Source organism: Clostridium cadaveris (assembly GCF_020911725.1).
In the GTDB taxonomy this organism is placed as follows: Bacteria; Bacillota; Clostridia; order Clostridiales; family Clostridiaceae; genus Clostridium_X; species Clostridium_X cadaveris.
This window is the reverse complement of record NZ_CP076620.1, coordinates 3,213,799-3,235,435: the sequence shown is the minus strand read 5'-3', so window position 1 is coordinate 3,235,435 and position 21,637 is coordinate 3,213,799. Positions and strand designations below refer to the sequence as shown.

The 21,637-nt window shown below is 35.8% G+C and carries 26 protein-coding genes; all 26 read left to right on the top strand.

The features are described from left to right. Positions 1 to 204 precede the first annotated feature (204 nt). The 26 genes from rpoB (at position 205) to rpsE (ending at position 21,635) form a co-directional block, all read left to right on the top strand. The gene (gene rpoB / locus KQH81_RS15615; protein ID WP_027639830.1) at positions 205 to 3,936 is read left to right on the top strand and encodes a DNA-directed RNA polymerase subunit beta; all 3,732 of its coding nucleotides are present in this window, start codon (positions 205 to 207) and stop codon (positions 3,934 to 3,936) included. A 21-nt stretch (positions 3,937 to 3,957) separates the two neighbouring features. Further along, positions 3,958 to 7,494, top strand: coding sequence for a DNA-directed RNA polymerase subunit beta' (gene rpoC / locus KQH81_RS15610; RefSeq protein ID WP_027639829.1), 3,537 nt, complete (start codon positions 3,958 to 3,960; stop codon positions 7,492 to 7,494). A 156-nt stretch (positions 7,495 to 7,650) separates the two neighbouring features. Then, positions 7,651 to 7,893 (top strand): ribosomal L7Ae/L30e/S12e/Gadd45 family protein, encoded by a 243-nt coding sequence (locus KQH81_RS15605; RefSeq protein WP_099336536.1) that lies wholly within the window; start codon positions 7,651 to 7,653, stop codon positions 7,891 to 7,893. A gap of 57 nt (positions 7,894 to 7,950) precedes the next feature. Further along, positions 7,951 to 8,328 carry a 30S ribosomal protein S12 gene (gene rpsL, locus KQH81_RS15600; protein WP_027639827.1) on the top strand — a complete coding sequence of 126 codons (378 nt, stop codon included), beginning with the start codon at positions 7,951 to 7,953 and terminating at the stop codon, positions 8,326 to 8,328. Between the two features lie 130 nt (positions 8,329 to 8,458). Further along, on the top strand, positions 8,459 to 8,929 hold the full coding sequence (gene rpsG, locus KQH81_RS15595; RefSeq protein WP_027639826.1) for a 30S ribosomal protein S7: 471 nt from the start codon (positions 8,459 to 8,461) through the stop codon (positions 8,927 to 8,929). 75 nt (positions 8,930 to 9,004) lie between these two features. After that, the gene (gene fusA / locus KQH81_RS15590; RefSeq protein ID WP_027639825.1) at positions 9,005 to 11,068 is read left to right on the top strand and encodes an elongation factor G; all 2,064 of its coding nucleotides are present in this window, start codon (positions 9,005 to 9,007) and stop codon (positions 11,066 to 11,068) included. Positions 11,069 to 11,166: 98 nt separating this feature from the next. Next, positions 11,167 to 12,360, top strand: coding sequence for an elongation factor Tu (gene tuf / locus KQH81_RS15585; protein ID WP_074845260.1), 1,194 nt, complete (start codon positions 11,167 to 11,169; stop codon positions 12,358 to 12,360). Positions 12,361 to 12,988: 628 nt separating this feature from the next. Next, positions 12,989 to 13,297: a 30S ribosomal protein S10 gene (gene rpsJ, locus KQH81_RS15580; protein ID WP_027637855.1), complete on the top strand. Its 309-nt coding sequence runs from the start codon at positions 12,989 to 12,991 to the stop codon at positions 13,295 to 13,297. A gap of 90 nt (positions 13,298 to 13,387) precedes the next feature. Beyond that, positions 13,388 to 14,017, top strand: coding sequence for a 50S ribosomal protein L3 (gene rplC / locus KQH81_RS15575; protein ID WP_027637854.1), 630 nt, complete (start codon positions 13,388 to 13,390; stop codon positions 14,015 to 14,017). 24 nt (positions 14,018 to 14,041) lie between these two features. Next, positions 14,042 to 14,662, top strand: a complete 621-nt coding sequence (rplD, locus tag KQH81_RS15570) for a 50S ribosomal protein L4 (RefSeq protein WP_027637853.1) — start codon at positions 14,042 to 14,044, stop codon at positions 14,660 to 14,662. Then, on the top strand, positions 14,662 to 14,958 hold the full coding sequence (gene rplW / locus KQH81_RS15565; protein WP_074845148.1) for a 50S ribosomal protein L23: 297 nt from the start codon (positions 14,662 to 14,664) through the stop codon (positions 14,956 to 14,958). Before rplD ends, rplW begins: the two co-directional genes overlap by 1 nt. A gap of 58 nt (positions 14,959 to 15,016) precedes the next feature. After that, positions 15,017 to 15,850 (top strand): 50S ribosomal protein L2, encoded by an 834-nt coding sequence (gene rplB, locus KQH81_RS15560; protein WP_027637851.1) that lies wholly within the window; start codon positions 15,017 to 15,019, stop codon positions 15,848 to 15,850. Positions 15,851 to 15,910: 60 nt separating this feature from the next. After that, a complete protein-coding gene (gene rpsS / locus KQH81_RS15555) occupies positions 15,911 to 16,192 on the top strand; it encodes a 30S ribosomal protein S19 (protein WP_027637850.1) in 282 nt (93 codons plus the stop codon). Between the two features lie 22 nt (positions 16,193 to 16,214). Then, on the top strand, positions 16,215 to 16,550 hold the full coding sequence (rplV, locus tag KQH81_RS15550) for a 50S ribosomal protein L22 (RefSeq protein WP_027637849.1): 336 nt from the start codon (positions 16,215 to 16,217) through the stop codon (positions 16,548 to 16,550). Between the two features lie 20 nt (positions 16,551 to 16,570). Then, on the top strand, positions 16,571 to 17,236 hold the full coding sequence (rpsC, locus tag KQH81_RS15545) for a 30S ribosomal protein S3 (RefSeq protein ID WP_027637848.1): 666 nt from the start codon (positions 16,571 to 16,573) through the stop codon (positions 17,234 to 17,236). A 17-nt stretch (positions 17,237 to 17,253) separates the two neighbouring features. Further along, the gene (gene rplP, locus KQH81_RS15540) at positions 17,254 to 17,697 is read left to right on the top strand and encodes a 50S ribosomal protein L16 (RefSeq protein ID WP_027637847.1); all 444 of its coding nucleotides are present in this window, start codon (positions 17,254 to 17,256) and stop codon (positions 17,695 to 17,697) included. Further along, on the top strand, positions 17,687 to 17,899 hold the full coding sequence (gene rpmC / locus KQH81_RS15535) for a 50S ribosomal protein L29 (RefSeq protein WP_027637846.1): 213 nt from the start codon (positions 17,687 to 17,689) through the stop codon (positions 17,897 to 17,899). The genes rplP and rpmC overlap by 11 nt, the downstream gene beginning before the upstream one ends. A gap of 21 nt (positions 17,900 to 17,920) precedes the next feature. Then, positions 17,921 to 18,175, top strand: a complete 255-nt coding sequence (gene rpsQ, locus KQH81_RS15530) for a 30S ribosomal protein S17 (RefSeq protein ID WP_027637845.1) — start codon at positions 17,921 to 17,923, stop codon at positions 18,173 to 18,175. A 30-nt stretch (positions 18,176 to 18,205) separates the two neighbouring features. After that, entirely contained in the window at positions 18,206 to 18,574 is a 369-nt protein-coding gene (rplN, locus tag KQH81_RS15525; protein WP_027637844.1) for a 50S ribosomal protein L14, read from the top strand. An 18-nt stretch (positions 18,575 to 18,592) separates the two neighbouring features. After that, a complete protein-coding gene (gene rplX, locus KQH81_RS15520) occupies positions 18,593 to 18,907 on the top strand; it encodes a 50S ribosomal protein L24 (RefSeq protein WP_035770319.1) in 315 nt (104 codons plus the stop codon). 23 nt (positions 18,908 to 18,930) lie between these two features. Next, complete coding sequence (gene rplE, locus KQH81_RS15515) at positions 18,931 to 19,473, top strand: 50S ribosomal protein L5 (RefSeq protein ID WP_051196169.1); 543 nt, start codon at positions 18,931 to 18,933, stop codon at positions 19,471 to 19,473. 15 nt (positions 19,474 to 19,488) lie between these two features. After that, the gene (locus KQH81_RS15510; RefSeq protein WP_027637841.1) at positions 19,489 to 19,674 is read left to right on the top strand and encodes a type Z 30S ribosomal protein S14; all 186 of its coding nucleotides are present in this window, start codon (positions 19,489 to 19,491) and stop codon (positions 19,672 to 19,674) included. Positions 19,675 to 19,706: 32 nt separating this feature from the next. Further along, positions 19,707 to 20,105: a 30S ribosomal protein S8 gene (gene rpsH / locus KQH81_RS15505; protein ID WP_027637840.1), complete on the top strand. Its 399-nt coding sequence runs from the start codon at positions 19,707 to 19,709 to the stop codon at positions 20,103 to 20,105. A 94-nt stretch (positions 20,106 to 20,199) separates the two neighbouring features. Further along, a complete protein-coding gene (gene rplF / locus KQH81_RS15500) occupies positions 20,200 to 20,742 on the top strand; it encodes a 50S ribosomal protein L6 (RefSeq protein WP_027637839.1) in 543 nt (180 codons plus the stop codon). A gap of 19 nt (positions 20,743 to 20,761) precedes the next feature. Continuing rightward, positions 20,762 to 21,121 carry a 50S ribosomal protein L18 gene (rplR, locus tag KQH81_RS15495; protein WP_027637838.1) on the top strand — a complete coding sequence of 120 codons (360 nt, stop codon included), beginning with the start codon at positions 20,762 to 20,764 and terminating at the stop codon, positions 21,119 to 21,121. 16 nt (positions 21,122 to 21,137) lie between these two features. Continuing rightward, positions 21,138 to 21,635 (top strand): 30S ribosomal protein S5, encoded by a 498-nt coding sequence (rpsE, locus tag KQH81_RS15490; protein ID WP_027637837.1) that lies wholly within the window; start codon positions 21,138 to 21,140, stop codon positions 21,633 to 21,635. Positions 21,636 to 21,637: the final 2 nt, after the last annotated feature.

The following is a 21,637-nucleotide window of genomic DNA, read 5'->3' as shown; positions in this document are numbered from 1 at the left end:
TGACTAGTTGTTTTTGTTGTGATACCATTATTAAATGTACTATTCTATATAGGAGTAAATTTGATAAAAAGGTATAGAAATTGAATTATTTTCATTTATATGGTTACACTTATATGATGATGTTGTATGCAATCCAGAAGCATAAAAGTCCTTAGGGATATTATGCTTGTGGCTATTTTAGTTTATACAAGGGGTGAAGGCTTAATGGTACATCCTATTCAAAACGGAAAAAGAACAAGGATGAGTTTTGGTAAGGTAAAAGAAGTAATTGATATGCCTAATCTTATAGAGGTCCAATTAGATTCGTATAATTGGTTCTTGGAAGAAGGCTTATATGAAGTGTTCGACGATATTAACCCTATTACCAACTATACTGGTAACCTTGTGCTTGAGTTTATTGATTTTCACTTAGACAGGGATAATATCAAGTATTCTGTCGAGGAATGCAAAGAGAGAGATGCAACTTATGCAGCTCCTCTAAAGGTTAAGGTCAGACTTCATAATACTGAAACAGGCGAAATAAAAGATCAAGAAGTATTTATGGGAGATTTCCCACTAATGACAGAGCAAGGCACATTTATAATAAATGGTGCTGAGAGAGTTATAGTAAGCCAGCTTGTGAGATCACCAGGGGTTTATTATAGCGAGGCAAGAGATAAGTCAGGAAAAGAGTTATTTGCATCTACTGTTATTCCTAACAGAGGAGCATGGTTAGAGTACGAAACAGACTCTAATGATGTTATATATGTAAGGATTGATAAAACAAGAAAACTTCCAATAACTATACTTGCAAGAGCAATGGGTTATGGTAGTGATGCTGAAATAATTGATTATTTTGGCGAAGATGAAAGATTAAGAGCAACAATAGAGAAAGACAACACTAAGACAAAAGAGGAAGCTTTACTCGAAATCTATAAGAGATTGAGACCGGGCGAACCTCCTACAGTTGATAGTGCAGTATCTTTAATTGAATCTTTATTCTTTGATGCAAAGAGATATGATTTATCAAAAGTTGGTAGATATAAATTCAACAAGAAATTAGCATTAAATCTTAGGATTTCTAACCAAATAGCAGCAGAAGATGTTGTAAATGGTGAAACTGGAGAAATTTTCGTGTCTAAGGGTGAAAAGATATCAAGAGAGATGGCATTAAAAATACAAAATGCTGGTATAAATTCTGTTGATATAATTGTCGAAGACAAAGTTTTAAGAGTAATAGGAAATCACTTTGTTGATTTACAAGCACATGTTAATTTCGATATAAGCACTTTAAATATTAAAGAAAGGGTTCATTACCCAACTTTAAAAGAGCTTTTAGACAATTATTCTGATGAAGAAGAGCTAAAAGAACAGATTAAAAAGAATTTAACTAAATTAATACCTAAGCATATAATCAGAGATGATATCTATGCAACTATTAGTTATGAACTTGGATTACCATATGCAATAGGTTATGTAGATGATATAGATCACTTAGGAAACAGAAGATTAAGATCTGTTGGAGAGCTTCTACAAAACCAATTTAGAATTGGACTTTCTAGAATGGAAAGAGTAGTTAAGGAGAGAATGACTATTCAAGACCAAGAAGGAATAACTCCACAGGTTCTTATAAATATTAGACCAGTAGCTGCAGCTATAAAAGAGTTCTTTGGAAGTTCTCAGCTATCACAGTTCATGGATCAAACTAACCCACTTTCAGAACTTACTCATAAAAGAAGACTTTCAGCATTAGGACCAGGAGGTCTTTCAAGAGAAAGAGCTGGATTCGAAGTTAGAGACGTTCACCATTCTCATTATGGTAGAATGTGTCCTATAGAAACTCCGGAAGGACCAAACATAGGACTTATTAACTCATTAGCCACTTATGCAAGAGTTAATGAATATGGATTTATAGAAACTCCATATAGAATTATAGATAAAGCTACAGGTGTTGTTACAAACGAGATAAGATATTTTACAGCTGATGAAGAAGATAGATATGTTATTGCTCAGTCTAATGAGCTAATAGGTGAAGATGGATTATTCTTAGATAAGAAGATAACTGTCAGATCTAAGGATGACATACTTATCATTCCAAGAGAAGATGTAGACCTTATGGATATATCACCAAGACAGATAGTTTCTGTTGCTACAGCAATGATACCATTCCTTGAAAATGACGATGCATCTAGAGCACTTATGGGAGCCAACATGCAACGTCAGGCAGTACCACTATTAAAGCCACAGGCTCCAATAGTTGGAACAGGGATAGAGTATAAGGCTGCTGTTGATTCAGGAGTACTCCCAAAAGCTAAAAATGCTGGCGAAGTAGTATATGTTAGCGCTAACGAAGTTAGAGTTAAGAGAGATTCTGATGGTGGTATAGATTCTTATAGACTTCTTAAGTTTAAGAGATCTAACCCAGGAACATGTATAAACCAAAGACCTATAGTTGATAAAGGTGAGAAAGTAGAAATTGGTTCTGTATTAGCTGACGGACCATCAACTGACTTAGGTGAAATTGGATTAGGTAAGAACATAAGAATGGGCTTCATAACTTGGGAAGGATACAATTACGAGGATGCTATGCTTATTTCAGAGCAGCTTGTAAGAGACGATGTATTTACTTCTATTCATATAGAAGAATATGAATGTGAAGCTAGAGATACTAAATTAGGACCAGAAGAAATCACAAGGGATATACCGAATGTTGGTGAAGATGCACTTAAAGATATCGACGAAAGAGGTATCATAAGAATAGGTGCTGAAGTTAGATCTGGAGACATATTAGTAGGAAAAGTTACCCCAAAGGGAGAAACAGAGCTTACTGCTGAAGAAAGATTACTTAGAGCTATATTTGGTGAAAAGGCTAGGGAAGTTAGAGATACATCTTTAAGAGTTCCTCATGGTGAAGCTGGTATCATAGTTGATATAAAAGTGTTTACTAGAGAGAATGGTGATGAATTAACACCAGGAGTAAACGAACTTGTTAGATGTTATATAGCACAAAAGAGAAAGATATCTGTTGGAGATAAAATGGCAGGACGTCACGGTAATAAGGGGGTTATCTCTAGAATATTACCAGAAGAAGATATGCCATTCTTACCAGATGGAAGACCACTTCAAATCTGCTTAAACCCTCTAGGTGTACCATCACGTATGAACATCGGTCAGGTTTTAGAGGTCCACTTAGGTTTAGCAGCATCTAAATTAGGATGGCATATAGCTACTCCAGTATTTGATGGTGCAACAGAGCAAAATATTGAGGATTGCTTAGAGATGGCGGGTTATGCAAGAGATGGTAAGACTGTTCTTTACGATGGAAGAACGGGAGAGCCTTTCGATAATAGAGTAACTGTTGGTTACATGTATATCTTAAAGCTTGCTCACTTAGTTGATGATAAGATACATGCTAGATCTACAGGACCTTATTCACTAGTAACTCAACAGCCACTTGGTGGTAAAGCTCAATTTGGAGGACAGAGATTTGGAGAGATGGAAGTTTGGGCTCTAGAAGCTTATGGATCAGCTCATACTCTTCAAGAAATACTAACTGTTAAGTCAGATGATGTTGTTGGTAGAGTTAAGACATACGAAGCTATTGTAAAGGGAGAGAATATCCCAGAGCCAGGTATCCCAGAATCATTCAAGGTTCTTATCAAAGAACTTCAAGCTTTATGTTTAGACGTAAAAGTTTATAATGAAGAGAATGAAGAAATCAAGATAAGAGAATCAGTAGATGAAGATATGGAAGATTTAGAAGTTAATATAGAAGGAAATGAACCAAACCCTTCAACTTTAGCAAATGATGCTGGAACTACTGATGCTGAAGGCGAGAATGAAGATGAGAATGATGAATTTGAAGATGATATTGAAGAAATAGATTATGAGTCACTTAATCTTGATGATCTTGAAAGTGAAGATTTAGATATTGATGGATTTAATGATGAACACTAATTTTGAAGGGAGGATACACCCTTGTTTGAATTAAACAATTTTGATGCTATACAAATTGGTTTAGCTTCCCCAGAGCAAATAAGAGAATGGTCTAGAGGAGAAATAAAGAAACCAGAAACTATTAACTATAGAACACTAAAACCAGAAAGAGATGGTCTTTTCTGTGAAAGAATTTTTGGACCTATGAAAGACTGGGAGTGTCACTGTGGTAAATATAAGAGAGTTAGATATAAAGGAATAGTCTGTGACCGTTGTGGTGTTGAAGTAACTAAGGCTAAAGTAAGACGTGAGAGAATGGGGCATATAGAACTTGCTGCCCCTGTATCTCACATATGGTACTTCAAGGGTATTCCATCTAGAATGGGATTACTTCTTGATATGTCACCAAGATCTTTAGAGAAGATATTATACTTCGCTTCATATGTTGTGCTAGATCCTAAAGAAACTCCGCTTCTAAAGAAACAACTTTTAAATGAGAAGGAGTATGCAGAAGCAGTTGATAAATATGGTGAAGAAAGTTTCGAGGCTGGAATGGGTGCAGAAGCCGTTGAGAAGCTTTTAGAAGAAATTGACTTAGAGAGAGGCTCTAAGGAATTAAAAGAAGAACTAAAGACTAGTACGGGTCAAAAGAAGATCAGAATAATAAGAAGACTAGAGGTAATCGAATCATTTAGAAAATCTAGAAATAAGCCAGAATGGATGATAATCAGTGTAATACCTGTTATTCCACCAGATTTAAGACCAATGGTTCAATTAGATGGAGGAAGATTTGCTACTTCAGACTTAAATGATCTTTACAGAAGAGTTATAAATAGAAATAACAGACTTAAAAAGCTATTAGATTTAGGAGCACCAGACATCATAGTTAGAAATGAAAAGAGAATGCTTCAAGAAGCAGTAGATGCTCTTATTGATAATGGTAGAAGAGGAAGACCTGTAACAGGACCTGGAAACAGACCTCTTAAATCTTTATCAGATATGTTAAAAGGAAAGCAAGGAAGATTTAGACAAAACTTACTTGGTAAGAGAGTTGACTATTCTGGTAGATCAGTTATAGTTGTTGGTCCAGAGTTAAAGATGTACCAATGCGGTCTTCCAAAGGAAATGGCTTTAGAGTTATTTAAACCTTTTGTTATGAAGAAGCTTGTTGAAAGTGGAGTAGCTCACAATATTAAGAGTGCTAAGAGAATGGTTGAAAGAGTTCAGGCTCAAGTATGGGATGTATTAGAAGAAGTAATTCAAGATCACCCAGTATTATTAAACCGTGCTCCTACACTTCATAGACTAGGAATTCAAGCATTCCAACCAGTTCTAGTTGATGGAAGAGCTATAAAACTTCATCCATTAGCATGTACAGCGTACAATGCTGACTTCGATGGAGACCAGATGGCTGTCCATGTGCCTTTGTCAGTAGAAGCACAAGCAGAATCAAGATTCTTAATGCTTGCAGCTAGCAACATATTAAAGCCATCAGATGGTAAGCCGGTTTGTGTACCTACTCAGGATATGATTTTAGGATCATATTACTTGACACTAGATAAAGACGGTGAGCCAGGCGAAGGAAAATGCTTCATGTCTGCAGACGAAGCTGTAATGGCTTATGAAAATAAAGTTGTTTCTCTTCACGCTAAAGTCAAAGTTAGATTAACAAAGGTTATAGATGGAGTAGAAAGACAAGGAATAATTGATACTACTGTTGGAAAGATTATCTTTAATGAGTCTATCCCTCAAGTATTAGGTTTTGTTGATAGAAGCAAAGAAGAAAATCAATTCAAATTAGAAGTTGATTTCTTAGTCGATAAAAAGAAACTAGGTAAGATTGTTGATAAGTGCTATATGAAGTTAGGTCCAACTGAAACTTCAATAATGCTTGATAAAATCAAGGCTAAAGGATATCACTATTCTACAATAGGTGCAATAACCGTTGCAGCATCAGATATGATAGTTCCGGCTCAAAAAGTTGATCTTCTAAAGGATGCTGAAGCTACTGTAGATAAGATAGAAAAACTTTATAAGAGAGGTCTTATATCAGAAGATGAAAGATATAACTCTGTAATAGATAAATGGACTCAAACTACTGAGGATGTAGCGAATGCACTTATGGATAACTTGGATAGATTTAATCCAATATTCATGATGGCAGACTCAGGAGCGAGAGGATCCAAATCTCAGATAAAGCAGCTTGCAGGTATGAGAGGACTTATGGCTAATCCATCAGGTAAGATCATAGAACGTCCAATCAAAGCTTCATTTAGAGAAGGTCTAGATGTACTTGAATATTTCATATCTACACACGGTGCTAGAAAGGGTAATGCCGATACAGCCCTTAAGACTGCTGACTCAGGTTACTTAACAAGAAGACTTGTTGACGTTAGCCAGGACGTTATAGTTAGAGATGAGGACTGTGGAACTAAAGAAGGTATTTACGTTTCTGAGATTAAAGAAGGAAATGAAGTTATAGAACCTCTAACAGAGAGATTAACAGGTAGATATAATGCTGAAGACATACTTCATCCTAAAACAGGAGAAGTCTTAGTTCCAAGAGATACTTATATGGATTTAGATCTTGCAGAGAAAGTAAGTGATGCTGGAGTTAAGAGAGTTAAAATCAGATCAGTATTTACATGTAATTGCAAAGTAGGGGTATGTGCTAAGTGTTATGGAATGAACATGGCGACTGCACAAAAAATAAATATAGGAGAATCTGTTGGTATTATAGCTGCTCAGTCAATCGGTGAACCAGGAACACAGCTTACAATGAGAACATTCCACACAGGTGGAGTTGCTGGATCAGATATAACTCAAGGTCTACCTAGAGTTGAAGAATTATTTGAAGCTAGAAAGCCAAAGGGATTAGCTATAGTAACTGAAATAGCAGGTACTGTTTCTATAGATGATACTAAGAAAAAGAGAACTGTTATAGTTACAGGAAATGATGGAGAGACAAAGGAATATGATATTCCATTTGGATCAAGATTAAAAGTATCTAAGGATGATGTAATTGAAGCTGGAGATGAAATCACTGAAGGTTCAGTAAACCCTCATGATATTCTAAAAATAAAAGGAATAGATGGTGTTAGAAGATATCTTCTATCTGAAGTTCAAAAAGTATATAGACTTCAAGGTGTTGACATCAATGATAAGCATCTAGAAGTTGTTGTAAGACAGATGACTAGAAAAGTTAAAGTTCTAGAGTCAGGAGATACAGATTTACTTCCAGGAACAATGATAGATATGTTTGACTTTAGAGAAGAAAATGAAAGAGCTATCGCAAATGGAGGAGAAGAAGCACAAGGAGAACAAGTACTTCTAGGAATTACAAAAGCGGCTCTAGCAACAGATTCATTCTTATCAGCAGCATCATTCCAAGAAACAACCAGAGTACTTACTGATGCTGCTATTAAAGGAAAGATAGATCCATTAATAGGATTAAAAGAAAATGTAATCATTGGTAAGTTGATACCAGCTGGTACAGGAATGCCAAAATATAAAAGTGTAAAATTAAGCACTGATAAAGATTTGGTAAAAGAGGATATAACAACCGCTATAGAAGAATAGACATATTTTATTGACATGAGTTATATGTGGTGGTACAATAAATTTTGTGTGATTTTAATAATTTAAAAATAAGTCATGACATTGTCTAACATGTACTTAAATGGAGGCAATTTGTTAAAAGTTGTCTCCATATAATTCTTATGGGGAGGGAGTAGCATGGTAGACAGAATAAAAGAAAAGCATGTAGTAGGAATAAAACAAGCTGCTAAAGCAATAAGCAATGATAATTGCAAAACTCTTTATGTAGCAAAAGATGTGGAAGAGAAACTTGTAAGTCCTTTAATCAAAAAAGCGAATGAAAAAAATGTAGATATAGTATATGTAGATACAATGAGAGAGCTTGGAAGATTATGCGGAATTCAAGTAGCTGCTTCAGCTACAGCGATTTTAATTAAATAAGCTATCAACTTATTTATATAGATTGTTTAATTAAAAAAAATTAGGAGGTGAAAATTAATGCCAACTATAAGCCAATTAGTTAGAAAAGGCAGAAAGACAGTAGCAACTAAATCAACAGCACCAGCACTTAAGGAGTGCCCTCAAAAGAGAGGAGTATGCACAGTAGTTAAAACTACTACTCCAAAGAAGCCAAACTCAGCGCTTAGAAAAATTGCCAGAGTTAGACTTACTAATGGATATGAAGTAACAGCATACATTGGTGGAATAGGCCATAACTTACAAGAGCACTCAGTTGTTCTTATAAGAGGTGGTAGAGTTAAGGACCTTCCTGGTGTAAGATACCATATAGTTAGAGGAGCACTTGACTGTGCAGGAGTAGCTAACAGACTTCAAGGAAGATCCAAGTACGGTGCTAAGAGACCAAAGCAAAAGTAATTTGATAACTCGTTAATTAGTGCGATGTCTTCAGCGTTTATTATATATAGAAGCAGAAGATTAGAGCGCTTTGCGACGCAGAGTCGAGTACCGATGATCTTAAATTTTAAATGTTAAGGAGGGAAGAAAAGTGCCAAGAAAAGGACATATAGCAAAAAGAGACGTTCTAGCAGATCCAATATACAACAGTAAGGTTGTAACAAAGCTTATAAACAGCATAATGGAAGATGGTAAAAAAGGAGTAGCACAAAAAATATGCTACGATGCTTTTGAAATCATAGCTGAGAAAACTGGAAAAGATGCACTTGAAGTATTCGAAACAGCAATGAATAACATCATGCCATTACTTGAAGTAAAGGCAAGAAGAGTTGGAGGAGCTACTTACCAAGTACCAATGGAAGTTAGACCAGAGAGAAGACAAACATTAGGTATAAGATGGTTATTAGCAGCTGCAAGAAAAAGAGGCGAAAAGTATATGAGAGAGAGACTTGCAAACGAGTTAATGGATGCAGCTAACAATACTGGAGCCGCTGTTAAGAAGAGAGAAGATACTCATAAGATGGCAGAAGCGAATAAAGCATTTGCTCATTACAGATACTAATACTAAAACTGTTTTGGTTATAAACCAAAACAGTTTTGTCGAATTTTAAATCGCAACTGAGAGGAGGAACTAAGAGTGGCAAGAGAGTTTCCATTAGATAAGTTCCGTAATATAGGAATCATGGCTCACATAGATGCTGGTAAAACTACTACTACGGAGCGTATATTATTCTACACAGGAAAAACACATAAGATAGGTGAGACTCACGAAGGTGAATCTCAAATGGACTGGATGGCGCAAGAGAAGGAGAGGGGAATAACAATCACTTCTGCTGCAACAACATGTGAATGGCAAGGCCATGTAATAAATATAATCGACACACCAGGACACGTAGACTTTACAGTTGAGGTTGAAAGATCTCTAAGAGTTCTTGACGGATCTGTAACAGTTTTAGATGCAAAGAGTGGAGTTGAACCACAAACAGAAACTGTTTGGAGGCAAGCGGATAAATACGAAGTACCAAGAATGGTATATGTAAATAAGATGGATGCTACAGGTGCTGATTTCTATGCTTGTATAGATTCTATAAGAGATAGATTAAAAGCAAATGCAGTTCCAATACAAATTCCAATAGGTCAAGAAGATCAATTCGTAGGAATGGTAGACTTAGTTGAGAATATTGCTATCCTTCATAAGAACGACTTAGGAACTGAAATAGAAAAGGTTGAGGTTCCAGCAGAGCTTAAGGATAAAGCAGAAGAGTATAGAATGGCATTAGTTGAAGCTGTTGCAGAAACAGATGAAGAATTAATGATGAAATACTTAGAAGGTGAAGAGTTAACTGTTGAAGAGTTAAAGATAGGAATAAGAAAAGCTACTATATCTAACCAAATGATACCAGTTCTATGTGGAACATCATATAAGAACAAAGGTGTTCAAGAAATGATAGATGCAGTAGTTGCTTACATGCCATCACCACTAGATATTCCAGCTATAAAGGGAACAGATCCATCAACTGGAGAAGAAATGGATAGACATGCTAGCGACGACGAGCCAATGTCAGCATTAGCATTTAAAATAGCTACTGACCCATTCGTTGGAAGATTAGCTTTCACAAGAGTTTACTCAGGAATAATGGAAAGTGGTACATATGTATTAAATTCCACAAAGGGTAAGAAAGAAAGAATCGGTAGACTTGTTAAGATGCATGCTAACCATAGACAAGAAGTTGCAGAATTAAGAGCTGGAGACTTAGGAGCTGTAGTTGGTCTTAAAGAAACAACTACAGGAGATACTTTATGTGCTGATAATGCACCAGTAATCCTAGAGTCTATGGAATTCCCAGAACCAGTTATTCGTGTAGCTATAGAACCAAAAACAAAAGCTGGTCAAGAAAAGATGGGTATTGCACTTGCAAAACTTGCAGAAGAAGACCCAACTTTTAAGACTTATACTGATCAAGAAACTGGTCAAACAATAATAGCAGGTATGGGTGAGTTACACCTTGAAATAATTGTTGACAGACTTCAAAGAGAGTTTAAAGTTGAGTGTAACGTTGGTCAACCACAAGTTGCATACAAAGAAACTATCAGAAAGACTGTTCAAGCTGAAGGTAAGTTTGTAAGACAATCAGGTGGACGTGGACAATACGGACATTGTTGGATTGAAATGAGTCCAACTGAAGGAGAATATACATTTGAAAATGCTATAGTTGGAGGAGCTATTCCAAGAGAATATATACCAGCTGTAGATAATGGAATTAGAGAAGCTTGTGAGAGCGGTGTTATTGGTGGATACCAAACAATTAACTTTAAAGTTAAGTTATTTGATGGATCATACCATGATGTTGACTCATCAGAAATGGCATTTAAGATCGCTGGATCTATGGCATTTAAGAATGCTATGGCTAAGGCTGATCCAGCATTACTTGAGCCTATGATGAAGGTTGAAGTAGTTGTACCAGAAGAGTACATGGGAGACGTTATTGGAGATATAAACTCTAGAAGAGGAAGAATCGAAGGTATGGATCCAAGAAATGGAGCACAAGTTATAAGATCTTTCGTTCCACTTTCAGAAATGTTTGGATACGCAACTGTACTTAGATCAAGAACTCAAGGTAGAGGAGTTTACTCAATGGAATTCGATCACTATGAAGAAGTTCCAAAGAGCATTCAAGAACAAATAGTTGGTAAGAAATAATAAAAATTCTTATCGATAAAAATTTATAACTTTTAAGATTAATAAAAAAAGATTATAATAATATTAATAATATATGATCTGCAAGGAGGAATAGAAAAATGGCAAAGGCAAAATTTGAAAGAAATAAGCCACACGTAAATATCGGAACAATAGGACACGTAGACCACGGTAAGACAACATTAACAGCTGCAATCACAACGGTTTTAGCAAACCAAGGATATGCAGATGCGTTTAAGTATGACGAAATAGATAAGGCACCAGAAGAAAAAGAAAGAGGAATTACAATCAACACTGCACACGTAGAGTATCAAACAGAGAACAGACACTATGCACACGTTGACTGCCCAGGCCACGCTGACTACGTTAAGAACATGATAACAGGAGCAGCACAAATGGACGGAGCTATACTAGTTGTATCAGCAGCAGATGGTCCAATGCCTCAAACAAGAGAGCATATACTACTAGCTTCAAGAGTTGGAGTTAACTACATAGTAGTATTCTTAAATAAAGCAGATATGGTAGACGATCCAGAACTAATTGAATTAGTAGAAATGGAAGTAAGAGAACTATTAAATGAGTATGATTTCCCAGGAGACGATACTCCAATAATAGTAGGATCAGCATTAAAAGCATTAGAAAATCCAACAGATCCAGAAGCAACTAAGTGTATAGTTGAATTAATGGAAGCAGTAGATAGCTATATCCCAACTCCAGAAAGAGCAACAGATAAGCCATTCTTAATGCCAGTAGAAGATGTATTCACAATCACTGGAAGAGGAACAGTTGCAACAGGAAGAGTTGAGAGAGGAATACTACACGTAGGAGACGAAGTAGATATCGTAGGATTAAGCGAAGAGAAGAGAAAGACAGTAGTAACAGGAATAGAAATGTTCAGAAAGTTACTAGACGAAGCGCAAGCTGGAGACAACATAGGAGCACTATTAAGAGGAATCCAAAGAACAGATATCGAAAGAGGTCAAGTACTAGCAAAAGTTGGATCAGTACATCCTCACAAGAAGTTCGTAGGTCAAGTATACGTACTTAAGAAAGAAGAAGGTGGAAGACATACTCCATTCTTTGATGGATATAGACCACAATTCTATTTCAGAACAACTGACGTTACAGGATCAATCAAGTTACCAGAAGGAATGGAAATGGTAATGCCAGGAGACCATATCGACATGAATGTTGAATTAATAACAGAAGTAGCAATGGACGAAGGACTAAGATTCGCTATCAGAGAAGGTGGAAGAACAGTAGGTTCTGGAGTTGTTACTAGCATAATAGAGTAATTTTAATCAAGAATTTAAATCTTTTTAATTAAAATAAATTTTAAAGTACCATTAGAACTGATGGGAATTTATGCTGGAAGCTGACTTTATAAATTTTTGCGCAAAAATTTATAAAGTCAGTGGAAAGAAAAGTTTTGATGTGCGCAAATCAAAAGCCTAGAGATTATTTTTAGCGCAATATAATTTCAAGGAGAGTTCTAAAAGAGGAATTAGGGAGATGTCTTCCTAGATTCCTCTTTTCTTTTTGAACAAACTATATAATCTAGGTAAATTATATAAATTTGTGGAAATTAAAAAAATATATTGAAATAAATAAAAATAAGCTATATAATTTAAAAAGCGCATTAAAGAGGTATTCAAAATAATACCTAAAAATGCAAAATAAAAAATGCTTGTAAAGCCTTAAAAAATATAGTATAATGAAATAGTTGTGAAGCTATAGTGCGATGAGGTGAGAGGTTGCCGAACTTAGGGGGAATTCTCACTGAGTATGTTTGGATCTTCGAATCCAACGACAGGGATATTGCGCTGTTTTGTGTTGTTAATTAGGAAACACCCGGAACAGTTTATAGAATAAATCCCTGTTGTGCGTAGTAAGGTAAGCGTACAAGAAAAGGAGGGAATGAAAATGTCAAAACAAAAAATAAGAATCAGATTAAAGGCTTTTGATCACACAATACTAGATCAATCAGCTGAGAGAATAGTTGAGACTGCTAAGTCAACTGGAGCTAAAGTAGCTGGACCAGTGCCACTACCAACTGAGAAAGATGTTGTTACAATATTAAGAGCTCCTCATAAGTATAAGGACTCAAGAGAGCAATTTGAAATAAGAACTCACAAGAGACTTATAGATATCGTTAATCCATCACCAAAGACAGTTGATGCATTAATGAGATTAGACTTACCAGCAGGTGTAGATATTGAGATAAAGCTATAAAACGTGCATAAAATGTACGCGTAATAGATAACTATTACGAACTATTATGATCACACTGTGATCCGCTAATATGTTTAGGAGGTGTATTGAATGAAAAAAGCTATAATGGGTAAAAAAGTAGGAATGACCCAAATATTTAATGAACAAGGGAAAGTAATTCCAGTAACAGTTGTAGAAGCTGGTCCATGTGTAGTTCTTCAAAAGAAAACTGTAGAAAGCGATGGATATGAAGCAATACAAGTAGGATTTGGTGATATAAGAGAGAAACTTGTTAACAAGCCAAAGACTGGTGTATTCAAGAAAGCTGGAGTTAACGTAAAGAGATATATAAGAGAATTCAGACTAGAGGATGTTAGTGCATACGAAGTTGGAACTGAAATCAAGGCTGACATATTTGCAGTTGGAGATAAAGTTGACGTAAGCGGAATATCTAAGGGTAAGGGATTCCAAGGAACTATAAAGAGATGGAATGCTCATAGAGGACCAATGTCTCACGGTTCTAAGTTCCATAGAGCAGTAGGTTCAATGGGAGCATCTTCAGATCCATCAAGAACATTCAAGAATAAGAGAATGCCAGGTCACATGGGAGCTGTTAAAACAACAGTATTAAACCTAGAAGTTGTTAAGGTAATGCCAGAAAAGAACGTTATCTTAATAAAGGGTGGAGTACCAGGACCAAACAAGGGCATGGTAATAATAAGAAATAGCGTGAAAGCTTAATTATAGAAGAAAGGAGGATGCAGAATGCCTACAGTAGGATTATTTAACAAAGAAGGACAAAAAGTTGGAGATATGCAATTAGCAGAAACAGTATTCAGCGCTAACATAAGCGAAGCTGCTGTTCATCAAGTTGTTGTTGCATTACTTGCTAACAAAAGACAAGGAACACAATCAGCTAAGACAAGAGCTGAAGTTTCAGGAGGCGGAATTAAGCCTTGGAGACAAAAAGGAACTGGAAGAGCAAGACAAGGATCTATCAGAGCTCCACAATGGATACATGGAGGAATAGTATTTGCTCCAAAGCCAAGAAGCTACAGAGTATCTGTTCCAAAGAGCATGAGAAGAGTTGCTATGAAATCAGTTCTAACAAGCAAAGTTCAAGAAAATGAGATGATTGTTTTAGAAGATTTATCTTTAGAAACTCCAAAGACTAAAGAAATGATAAAAATGATAAATGCATTTGAAGTTAAGAAAGCTTTAATAGTTACTGCTGAATCAAATGAGAATGTATATAAATCAGCTAGAAACATTCCTGGAGTAACTGTAGTACCAGTTAACAACATAAATGTTTATGATTTATTAAAGTATGAAAAGCTAATAATAACTAAGGATGCTGTATCCAAGATCGAGGAGGTGTACGCATAATGAAGTTAACTAGCCACGATATAATAAGAAAGCCAATCATCACTGAAAAATCTATGGCTGCTATGGCTGAAAAGAAATACAGTTTCATAGTTCACCCAGAAGCTAATAAAGTTCAAGTTAAGAGAGCTATAGAAGAAGTTTTTGGCGTAAAGGTTAAAGATGTAAAGACAATGAATTTCTTAGGAAAAACTAAGAGAGTAGGCGTACATGTAGGAAAAAGAGCAGACTTTAAGAAAGCTGTTGTTATGCTTACAGAGGATAGTAAGACAATCGAATTCTTTGAAGGAATGCAATAATAGATAAATAAGCAGGTATTGGTGAAAGCCAGATAAGCTCAAAAAGGAGGGAATTTACATGGCAGTTAAAAAGTTTAACCCAACCACTCCATCAAGAAGAGAAATGACTATGTCTACTTTTGAAGAGATAACAACTAATAGTCCAGAAAAATCTCTACTTGTATCAGTTAAAAAGAGTGGCGGAAGAAATGCTCATGGTAAAATAACTGTTAGACACCACGGTGGTGGAGAAAAGAGAAAATACAGAATAATAGATTTCAAGAGAAATAAGGATGGTATACCAGCAAAGGTTGCTACTATAGAGTATGATCCAAATAGATCAGCATATATATCATTAGTAGTATATGCAGATGGTGAAAAGAGATACATACTAGCTCCTGTAGGCCTAAAGGTTGGAGACGTAGTAGTTTCAGGACCAGATGCTGACATAAAACCAGGTAATGCTCTTCCATTAAAGAACATTCCTGTTGGTACAGTAATCCATAATATAGAGTTAGCTGCTGGAAAAGGCGGACAGTTAGTAAGATCTGCTGGAGCATCAGCTCAGTTAATGGCTAAAGAAGGAAACTATGCAACTTTAAGATTACCATCAGGTGAAATGAGATATGTTAGAATAGAGTGCAGAGCTACAATCGGAACTGTATCTAACTTAACTAACGACATAGTTAACATCGGTAAGGCTGGAAGAAAGAGACACATGGGATGGAGACCAACTGTAAGAGGATCTGTAATGAATCCTTGCGATCACCCACACGGTGGTGGAGAAGGTAAGTCACCAGTAGGTAGACCAGGACCACTTACTCCATGGGGTAAGCCAGCCCTAGGATTTAAGACTAGAAAGCATAAGAAGTATTCAAATAGATTAATAATAAAGAGAAGAAATAGCAAATAGTTGGTGGAGAGAATGAATAATTCTCTTCTGCCATAGCTGTATGTGAAGGGAGGAAAATCAGTGAGTAGATCAATCAAAAAAGGACCTTTCGTGCAAGAAGTTCTTTTAAAGAGAATCAATGAGATGAATAAAGCTGGAGAGAAGAAGGTTATCAAGACTTGGTCAAGAAGTTCAACAATATTCCCTCAAATGATAGGCCACACTATAGCAGTTCATGATGGAAGAAAGCATGTCCCAGTTTATGTATCTGAGGATATGGTTGGACATAAATTAGGAGAGTTCGTTTTAACTAGAACTTACAAGGGACACGTTGACAATGAGAAATCATCAAAGGTAAGATAACCTTGGAAAGGAGGATACATTAATGGAAGCTAAGGCTATAGCTAAATATATAAGAATGTCACCAATGAAAGTTGGAGTAGTACTTGACTTAATAAGAGGGAAAAATGTAAATGAAGCATTTGCAATTCTTCAATACACTCCAAAAGATGCTGCAGTAGTTGTTAATAAGTTATTAAAATCTGCTGTTGCTAATGCTGAAAACAACAATAACTTAGATTCAACTAGATTATTTGTTGCTGAAGCACATGTGGGTCAAGGACCAACATTAAAGAGATTTAGACCACATGCTCAAGGTAGAGCATTTAGAATAAATAAGAAGACTAGTCATATAACACTAGTTGTAAAAGAAAGAGCTTAATAAAGAAGGAGGGAACTAGAGTGGGACAAAAAGTACATCCTCACGGACTTAGAGTCGGCGTTATCAAAGGCTGGGATGCTAAATGGTATGCAGACAAAAAGAATTTCGCAGATTATCTAGTTGAAGATAACAAGATAAGAGAATTCGTAAAAAGCAAGTTATATTCCGCAGGAATATCTAAAATAGAAATAGAAAGAGCTGCAAAGAAAGTTAAGCTTAACATCTATACTGCAAAGCCAGGTGTTGTTATAGGAAAAGGTGGATCAGGAATAGAAGCTTTAAAGAAATCTTTGGAAACTTTCGTAACTGATAAGCACATACTTATAAACATAGTTGAGGTTAAATCTGTTGATACAGATGCTCAATTAATGTCAGAAAACATAGCTGCACAACTTGAAAAGAGAATATCTTTCAGAAGAGCTATGAAACAAACAATCCAAAGAGCTATGAAGAATGGAGCTAAAGGTGTTAAGACTACATGTGGCGGAAGACTTGGCGGAGCTGAAATCGCTAGATCAGAAAGCTATCATGAAGGAACAATTCCACTACAAACTTTAAGAGCTGATATAGATTATGGATTTGCTGAAGCAAATACAACTTACGGAAAAATCGGAGTTAAAGTTTGGGTTTATAAAGGAGAAGTTCTTCCAGTTAAAAAAGTAGAAAAGGAAGAAGTTAACGCGTAAGAAAGGAGGAATACGACATGTTAATGCCTAAAAGAGTAAAACATCGTAAGGTACAACGTGGTAGAATGAAGGGTAAAGCTACCAGAGGTAACTTTATTGCGTATGGAGATTATGCAATTCAAGCAACTGAATGTGGTTGGATAACAAGTAACCAAATAGAAGCTGCCAGAATAGCAATAAACAGATATATAAAAAGAGGTGGAAAACTTTGGATAAAGATTTTCCCAGATAAGCCAGTTACAGAAAAACCAGCTGAAACACGTATGGGTTCAGGTAAAGGTTCACCAGAATACTGGGTTGCAGTAGTTAAGCCAGGCAGAGTATTATTTGAATTGTCAGGTGTTAATGAAGAAACTGCAAGGGAGGCAATGAGACTTGCATCACACAAGCTTCCTATAAAAACTAAGTTTGTAACAAGAAGAGATTTTGAGGAAATGGGTGGTGAAAACAATGAAGGCTAGAGAATTACAAGAGTTAAGACAAAGCAATCCTCAAGATTTAAATGTTAAATTAGGAGATCTTAAGGCTGAGCTATTTAACTTAAGATTCCAATTAGCTACAGGTCAGTTAGAAAATCCAATGAGGATAAGAGAAGTTAAAAAGTCAATCGCCCAAATAAAGACAATTTTAAGAGAAGAAGAGTTAAAGGCTTTTGAACAGTAAAGCTGAAAGGAGGTTCGCCCTGTGGAAAGAGGAAATAGAAAAACCAGAATTGGTAGAGTCGTTTCAGATAAGATGGATAAAACTATAGTTGTAGCTGTTGAAACAAAGGTTCGTCATCCACTTTACGGAAAGACAGTTAATACAACTACTAAATTCAAAGCTCATGATGAGAATAATGAAGCAAAAGTTAATGATAGAGTTTTAATAATGGAAACAAGACCACTATCTAAAGACAAGAGATGGAGACTAGTGGAAATAGTTGAAAAGGCAAAATAGTCTTTTAAGTACTGAAAGGAGGGTATTTGCATGATACAACAACAAACTATACTAAATGTTGCAGATAATTCTGGTGCTAAAGAAATTATGTGCATAAGAGTATTAGGTGGTTCCAAGAGAAAGTATGGAAACATTGGAGATATAATAGTTGCTAGCGTTAAAAGTGCAACACCAGGCGGAGTTGTTAAAAAAGGTGACGTTGTTAAGGCTGTTATAGTTAGATCAGTTAAAGGGTTAAGAAGAGCAGATGGATCTTATATAAGATTCGACGAGAACGCAGCAGTAATCATTAAAGATGATAAACAACCAAGGGGAACTCGTATCTTCGGACCAGTTGCTAGGGAGCTAAGAGATAAAGAGTTTAACAAGATATTATCATTGGCACCTGAAGTTCTATAAGAGGGAGGTAGCTAAATAATGAAAGTTCATGTAAGAAAAAATGACACAGTTATGGTTATATCTGGAAAAGATAAAGGCAAAACTGGAGAAGTTATAGAAGTTATGCCAAAGACTGGTAAGATAAGAGTTAGTGGCGTTAATATAGTAAGCAAACATAAGAAACCAAGCCAAGCAAACATGCAAGGTGGAATAATAAAAGAAGAAGCACCTATTTACAGCTCAAAAGTTATGTTATACTGCACTAAGTGCAAGAATGTAACAAGAATCAACTATAAGATTCTTGAAGATGGAGCTAAAGTAAGAGTGTGCAAGAAGTGTGGAGAAACATTCTAATACTTGAAAGGAGGTAAAATCTAATGATTTCAAGACTACAAGAAAAATACAATAAAGAAGTAGTTCCAGCTATGATGGAAAAGTTCGGATATAAAAACATAATGCAAGTGCCAAAACTAGAGAAAATAGTTATTAATATGGGAGTAGGAGAAGCTAAGGAGAATGCTAAAAATTTAGAATCTGCTGTTTCTGATCTTCAAATAATAACAGGACAAAAGCCAATCTTAACTAGAGCAAAGAAATCAGTTGCTAACTTTAAGATAAGAGAGAATATGGCTATTGGTTGTAAGGTAACTCTTAGAAAAGAGAAAATGTATGAGTTTGCTGACAAATTCGTAAGCATAGCTTTACCAAGAGTTAGAGACTTTAGAGGAGTTTCAGACAAATCTTTTGATGGAAGAGGAAACTACTCTTTAGGAATCAAAGAGCAACTTATATTCCCTGAAATTGAGTATGATAAAGTTGACAAAGTAAGAGGAATGGATATTATATTTGTAACTACTGCAAAGACAGACGAGGAAGCAAGAGAATTACTAAGATTCCTTGGAATGCCATTTGCTCATTAATAAGGAGGGAAAACTGTGGCACGTAAGGCTATAATTGAAAAGTGGAAAAAAGGACCAAAGTATTCTACACAAGCATATACAAGATGTAGAATATGTGGAAGACCACATTCTGTTTTAAAGAAATATGGAATTTGCCGTATATGCTTTAGAGAACTTGCATACAAAGGTGAAATACCTGGATGCAGAAAAGCAAGTTGGTAATATTGATTGGGTAAAGAAAGGAGGCATATTAAATGGTTATGACGGATCCTATCGCAGATTTGCTAACACGTATTAGAAATGCAAATGCTGTAAAACATGAGATAGTAGAAATACCTTCTTCAAACATAAAGAAGGCTATAGCAAATATATTACTTCAAGAAGGATATATAAAGGAAATTGAGGAGTACTCTGAAGGAGTTGTGCCTATGATGAGATTAACACTTAAATATGGCATTAACAATGAAAGAGTTATAACTGGAATAAAGAAAATATCTAAACCAGGTTTAAGAGTATACTGCCAAAAGGACGATGTACCTAAGGTATTAAACGGACTAGGAGTTGCAGTAATTTCTACTTCAAAGGGTATTTTAACTGATAGAGAAGCAAGAAAAGCTGGCGTAGGTGGAGAAGTTATCTGCTACGTTTGGTAAAATAATTGAGATTTAATCTTAGTATGGATTTTATTATAGATAAGTATAGGGGATAAACTCCCCGTACACCATAAGGGATATAGGAGGTGCAATCATGTCAAGAGTTGGTAGATTACCGATAGCTATTCCTAATGGCGTAACTGTTACAGTAACTCCAGAGAACGTTGTTACTGTAAAAGGACCAAAAGGCCAATTAGAGAAGGCTATGCACAAAGACATACAAATAACAGTTCAAGGCAATGAAGTAGTTGTTACTAGACCAAGTGATAACAAGGATCATAGAGCACTACACGGATTAACTAGAGCTTTGTTAAATAACATGGTTAAAGGAGTATCCGAAGGATACCAAAAAACTTTAGAATTAGTTGGTGTTGGATATAGAGCGCAATTACAAGGAAAGAAGCTTGTAATGAACTTAGGATATTCTCACCCTGTAGAAATAGAGCCAGTTGAAGGCGTAACTTTTGAAATTCCAGCTGCTACAAAAGTTGTAGTTAAAGGAATTGATAAAGAAAAAGTTGGAGATATGGCTGCTGACATAAGAAAGTGGAGAGTACCAGAACCTTACAAGGGTAAAGGAATCAAGTATGAAGGTGAAGTTATCAGACGTAAGGAAGGTAAGACTGGTAAGAAGTAATAGAAAGGAGTGAACCTAAATGTTCAAAAAAGCTGACAGAAAAGCGCAAAGAGAAAGACGTCATTTAAGAGTTCGTAAGAAAATCTCTGGAACAAATGAAAGACCAAGACTTTGTGTATATAGAAGCGAAAAGAATATATATGCTCAAATAATAGATGATGTAGCTGGAAGAACTTTAGTTGCTGCTTCTAGCACTGAGAAAGACTTTACAGCTAAGGGAAGCAACAAAGAAGCTGCTAAATTAGTTGGAGAAGCTATAGCAAAGAGAGCAATTGAAAAAGGAATCAATGATGTTGTATTTGACAGAGGCGGATACATATATCATGGAAGAGTTAAAGAGCTTGCAGAGGGCGCTAGAGAAGCGGGCCTACAATTCTAATTAAGGAGGAAAATAAATGAGAATCGATCCTAGTACACTAGACCTTAAAGAAAAGGTTGTTTCTATAAATAGAGTTACTAAGGTTGTTAAAGGTGGTAGAAACTTCAGATTCAGCGCTCTAGTAGTTGTTGGAGACGAGAACGGACACGTTGGAGTTGGAATTGGTAAGTCTATAGAAATACCTGAAGCAATCAGAAAAGCAATAGAAGATGCTAAGAAACATTTAGTTTCTGTTGAGATAGTTGGAACTACAGTTCCTCATGCAGTACACGGAATATTCGGTAAGGGTGATGTTTTAATAATGCCTGCTACTGAAGGTACTGGAGTTATAGCGGGAGGTCCAGCAAGAGCGGTCCTTGAATTAGCTGGATTAAAGGACGTTAGAGCTAAGTCTCTAGGTTCAAATAACCCTAAAAATATGGTTAACGCAACAATAAACGGATTAGCAAGCCTAAGAACAGCTGAGCAAATAGCTAAGCTAAGAGGAAAATCCGTTGAAGAAATTTTAGGTTAAGG